Source organism: Actinomadura fibrosa (genome assembly GCF_900659615.1).
In the GTDB taxonomy this organism is placed as follows: Bacteria; Actinomycetota; Actinomycetes; order Streptosporangiales; family Streptosporangiaceae; genus Spirillospora; species Spirillospora fibrosa.
The window spans coordinates 1-5,086 of record NZ_CAACUY010000416.1 but is presented as its reverse complement, the minus strand read 5'-3'; the positions used below and the strand labels follow the sequence as shown (position 1 = coordinate 5,086).

Genomic DNA, 5,086 nt, shown 5'->3' with positions numbered 1-5,086 from the left:
CTGGTGTCCATCGCCTGCTCCGGCTTCGGAGGCGTGGCCCGCGCGGTCTCCTTGCGGCCCATCAGGGCGAGGACCCCGGCGACCGCCATCAGCACCGCGAAGCCGACCTGCGGGGGGTCGCCGAGCCGGTGGACGTCCACCGACGCGTCCCCGGACAGCAGCTCGGCGGCGCGCTTCAGCTCCTCGGCGTCCATCGCGACCCCCGCGTCGTCGATCATGATGGCGACGCCGTTGTGCGCGGTCCGGAAGTTCACCTCGACGGAGGTGTCGGGGCGCGAGTGCCGCGCGGCGTTGTCCAGCAGTTCGGCGAGGGTGAGCACGACCGGCTCGACCGCCCGGCTGGTGACCGCGGTGTTCACCGCGCCCTGGAGGTTGACGCGCAGGTAGTCGCGGATGCGCGAGGTCGCGCCGCGCACCACGTCGCTCAGCGAGGACGCCGAGCGCTGCTGGCCGGGCCACGACCCGCACAGCACCGCGGTCGCCTGGGCGCGCCGGCCGATCTGGGCGTTCATGTGGTCGATGCGGAGCAGGCCGTCCAGGACGTCGGGGTCGTCGTGCCGCTCCTGCATGGTGGAGATCGCGAGCTGCTGCTCGTTCGCCAGGCTCTGGACGGCGCGCATCATCCCGCGCAGCGTGGACTTCGCCGACTGGTCGGCCTGCTCCCTGACCCGCGCCCCGGTCCGCGCGAACAGGTCCATGACGGTCTGGAGGGCCTGGCCGTAGGCGGGCGCCAGGCGGGGCAGGTCGTGCAGCGGCCCCGTCACCCGCACCCCCGGGGTGTGCAGCGACTCGACGAGCTCGGGCAGCCGGACCTCGGCGAGGTGCCGGAGCTCCTTCTCGCGCAGGTCGACGCCGCGGGCGAGGGCGGCGTTCTGCTCGCGGAGCTCGGCGGTCACCTGCCGCTGGCGGGCCAGCAGCACCGCCGCGGCGATGCCCGCGGCGGCCACGACGGCGAGCGCCGCCGCCAAGAGGAATTGCTCCATCAGATCCTCGTACGCAGGGGATGTCGGGGGAGGCGGCCCGTGCGGACCGGCTCGCTTTCGGGTCACGGACTCGGGTCACGGACAGCGAAGAAACGCCGCGGTTCCGTGACCGTAGGCCGCGCCCGCCGGGGCGTGCTTGCGCTCGCGCGCAGAGAACTTGCCGTGGGGCGCACTACCCGCCGGTCACCCGCCGACCACGCATGATCACATACCGTCTGATTCGGGTTACTTTCCGCTGGATTCGCCGTAAAGGGAGCGTGCGGGCGTACTACGATCGCCCGGCGGCGGAAACGCCGTGGTCAGTGGGCCCGCCGGGGGACGGGCCGCCCGGGACGCGGATCCGGGCACGGAGACGGCGCGGTGGGGAGGACGCCTTCGGTGAACGACGCAGCCTATGCCGTGCACACGGCGACGACCACGGACTACGCCCCCCGCGAGCGCGCCGACTTCTGGGTCGAGCAGACGGCCGCCTACCAGTCGCCCATGGACTGCCGCTTCCCGCGCCCGGACGACTTCCTCGGCGGGTCGGTGCGCCAGCGCAGCACCGCCTACCAGCTCGTCCAGTTCTGGTCGGAGCGGATCGACTACGTCCGGACGGCGGGCCAGATCCGGCGCGACCCGGACGGCGACTACCGGTTCCTCGTGCCGCTGAGCGGCGAGCTGCTGCTGGCCCAGGACGGCGCGGAGGCGCGGCTGCGGCCCGGGGCGGGCGGACTGCTCAGCCTGGCGGAGCCGTTCCGGGTGCGGCAGCCGGGGCCCGTCCGCGCGCTGCTCCTGACGATCCCGGCCCACGAGGTGGACGGGCGGCTGGGCGGCCCGTCCCCGCTCGCGCGCGGCGTCGACCTGTCCCGGGGCCTCGGCCGGGTCGTCGCCGGCATGCTCACCGCGGTCGGCGAGGAGCGCGACGCGCTCACGGCCGCGCAGTTCGACGGCGCCTGCGAGCGGATCACCGAGCTGCTGTGCATGACCGTCGCGGGCGACGACCGCCCGTGCGTCCCGGGCCATCTCGCCGAGGTGGAGGCGGTGGTGCGCCGGTACGTCCGCGAGCACGCCACCGACCCGGGCCTCAACGGCGCGGCGATGGCGCAGGACCTCGGGTGGTCGCTGCGGCAGGTGCAGCTCGCCCTCCAGCACGCCGGGACGACGCCGCGCGAGCTGATCCGCGAGGAGCGGCTCCGCCTTGTCCGGGACCGGCTCCGCAACCCCCGCGACGCGCACCTGTCGATCACCGACCTCGCGCACGCCACGGGGTTCTCCTCGGCCAGCGCGCTCAGCACCGCCTTCCGCCGCCGTTTCGGCGTAAGCCCCCGCGAACTACGCCACGCCGCCCGCGCCGACCGGAACGGCTAGGTGGGGAGGGTCTCGACCGGGGCGGGGCAGGCGGGGAGCAACACTGTTACTCGTAGGCCGCCGCCTGGGCGTGGGCGGGCGGTTACGGTGCCGCCGTGGGCGCGGACGATCGACTGCACGATGGACAGGCCGAGGCCGGCGCCCTTGGCGGTGACGACGCGGTCGCTGTCGAGCCGCCGGAACGGCTCGAACAGCGCGGGCACCTCGTACGGCGGGACGGACGGCCCGGAGTTCGCCACCTCCAGGACGGCGCGGCCGGCCTCGGTGCGGCAGGAGACCGAGACCCAGCCGCCCTTCCCGGTGTTGTGCCGGATGCCGTTCTCCACGAGGTTCTCCACGACCCGCTCCAGCAGCAGCGCGTCGCCCGCCGTGACGGCCTCGCCCGGTTCCTCCTCGATGGTGACGCCCGCCTCCGCCGCCTCGGCCGCGGTCTGCGCGGCGACGTGCCCGACGACGTCGGCGAGATCGACCGGGGCGCGGGCGACGATCTCGTTCTCCGACCGGGCGAGCAGCAGCAGGCCGGTGATCAGCCGCTCGTGCCGGGAGTTGATCTGGAGCAGGGCCTCGCCGAGCTGGAGGACGTCCGGGGACGCCGTCCGGCGGTGCATCGCCACCTCGACCAGGGCGCGGCCGACGGTGAGCGGCGTGCGCAGCTCGTGCGAGGCGTTGGCGACGAAGCGGCGCTGCCCGTCGAAGGACCGGTCCAGCCGCTCGACCATCGTGTCGAAGGTGTCGGCGAGCTCCTTGACCTCGTCGTCCGGGCCGCGCAGCGCGATCCGCTCGTGCAGGCCGCGGTCGGCGGCGGGCGCCCCGGCGATGCGCCGCGCGGTCTCGGTCACCCGGTGCAGCGGGCGCAGCACCTGGCCCGCGATGAGCCAGCCGGTGCCCGCCGCGACGCCCGCGACGACCAGCAGCGCGATCGACCCCTGCGTGATCAGCGAGGTCGTCGCGGCGTCGTGCAGCTCCTTGCGCTGCTGCCGCATGAACGTGTCGAGGTCGGCGACGGACTGCGGCGTGCTCCCCGCGGGCATGCGCACCGGCCCGCCCTCTCCCTGGATGATGACCTGGTCGGAGCCGCCCGCCCGCGGTGCGCCGGTCGGGCTCACGGAGGAGGTGGGCACCGGGCCGGTCGTCCGGGCGAGGATCTTCGTGGTGCCCTGCCCTAGCTGCTGGTTGAACAGCGCGTACACGACACCGAGGAGGACGAGGCCGGCGGCGAGGAACAGGCCGCCGTAGATCAGGGTCAGCCGGGCCCGCAGCGACAGGCCCCGCGGCAGCGGTGCCTTCACGGGATCCGGTACCCCACTCCCTTGACGGTCTCGACGATCGGCGGGTCGGCGAGCTTGCGGCGCAGCTTGAGGATGGTGAGCCGGACGGCGCCGGTGAACGGGTCCGCGTGCTCGTCCCACGCCTTCTCCAGCAGCGTCTCGGCGGAGACGACCGTCCCGTCGGCGCGCAGCAGCTCGGCGAGGACGGCGAACTCCTTGCGCGCGAGCGGGACGTACCGCCCGTCCCGGAACACCTCGCGGCGCGCCGGGTCGAGCGTGATGCCCGCGCGGCGCAGCGTCGGCGGCGCGGCGGGACGGGAGCGGCGGCCGAGCGCGAGCACCCGCGCGGCGAGCTCGGGGAACGCGAACGGCTTGGTCAGGTAGTCGTCGGCGCCGAGGCCGAGCCCGGCGACCCGGTCGGTGACCTCGGCGGCGGCAGTGAGCATCAGCACCCGCGCCGCCGACCCGCCCCGGACGATCTCCCGGCAGACGTCGTCGCCGTGCACGAGCGGCAGGTCCCGGTCCAGGACGACGACGTCGTAGTCGTTGACGGCGGCGCGCTCCAGCGCGGCCTCGCCGTCGTGGGCGAGGTCGACGGCGTGCGCCTCGTCGCGCAGCCACTCCGCGATCGCGTCGGCGAGCAGCCGTTCGTCCTCCACCACCAGTACCCGCATGTTCCCTCCCGCGCGGGCCGCCGCGGCCCGACAGGGCCATGCTGGCGGCCCCGGTGTTTCCTCCCCGTTAGGAAACGACGCCGCGGCGGCGAAGCGTCCGAGCGGAAACGTGGGGGAAACGCCGGTTCGCGTTGCATCGCTCCTCGACCGGCCGGAGACCGATCCGGCCGCCGAACGAGGAGAGATCCATGCGAATGCGGACCCGCGGCGCCCTGGCCGCGCTGCCCCTCGTCCTGGCCCTCGCCCTGACCGGGTGCGGAGGAGACGACGGTGGTGAGAAGGACGGCGTCGCGTCGGCGGGCGGCGGGAAGACGGGCGGGGCCGCCGCCGGCGGCGCGAAGCTCAGCCAGGAGGAGATGGGCGTCAAGTTCGCCGAGTGCATGCGCAAGAACGGCATTCCGATGGACGACCCGAAGGACGGCAAGATCCTGCTGAAGATCGACAAGAAGACGCCCAAGGCCACGGTCGACAAGGCGATGGAGGCGTGCCGCCAGTACAACCCGCAGGCCAACGCCACCGGGGCCCCGGACCCCAAGGAGCAGGAGCGGGGCCGCAAGTACGCCGAGTGCATGCGCTCCAACGGCGTGGAGGCGTTCCAGGACCCGAAGCCCGGCCAGCGCGGCATCATGATCGACGGCAAGGTCGCCGAGGACCCCGACTTCAAGGCCGCCCAGGAGAAGTGCCAGAAGATCCTTCAGGGCGGCGGTCCCCGGTGACGAGCGAGACCACCACGGGCGAGCGCGCGGGCGAGCGCGCGGCCGAACCGGTGGCCGCCGGGGCGGGGGGCCGCCCGTCCCGGCGGCGCAGGCCG

The 5,086-nt window shown here is 74.4% G+C and carries 5 protein-coding genes; 2 read left to right on the top strand and 3 right to left on the bottom strand.

Annotated elements, in window-relative coordinates:
- Positions 1-983 (bottom strand): ATP-binding protein (locus tag E1300_RS47590; RefSeq protein WP_131763847.1); only part of this gene is annotated, 983 nt, incomplete at its 3' end.
- A gap of 378 nt (positions 984-1,361) precedes the next feature.
- On the opposite strand from E1300_RS47590, the gene E1300_RS47585 reads away from it, so the two are divergent.
- On the top strand, positions 1,362-2,333 hold the full coding sequence (locus E1300_RS47585) for an AraC family transcriptional regulator (RefSeq protein WP_131763846.1): 972 nt from the start codon (positions 1,362-1,364) through the stop codon (positions 2,331-2,333).
- Here the strand turns inward: E1300_RS47585 and E1300_RS47580 are convergent.
- Positions 2,330-3,622 (bottom strand): sensor histidine kinase, encoded by a 1,293-nt coding sequence (locus E1300_RS47580; RefSeq protein ID WP_131763845.1) that lies wholly within the window; start codon positions 3,620-3,622, stop codon positions 2,330-2,332. The two genes, E1300_RS47585 and E1300_RS47580, sit on opposite strands and share 4 nt — an antisense overlap.
- Entirely contained in the window at positions 3,619-4,275 is a 657-nt protein-coding gene (locus E1300_RS47575; RefSeq protein WP_131763844.1) for a response regulator transcription factor, read from the bottom strand. Before E1300_RS47575 ends, E1300_RS47580 begins: the two co-directional genes overlap by 4 nt.
- A 188-nt stretch (positions 4,276-4,463) precedes the next feature.
- On the opposite strand from E1300_RS47575, the gene E1300_RS47570 reads away from it, so the two are divergent.
- Positions 4,464-4,991: a hypothetical protein gene (locus tag E1300_RS47570; RefSeq protein WP_131763843.1), complete on the top strand. Its 528-nt coding sequence runs from the start codon at positions 4,464-4,466 to the stop codon at positions 4,989-4,991.
- The last annotated feature ends 95 nt before the right edge of the window (positions 4,992-5,086 follow it).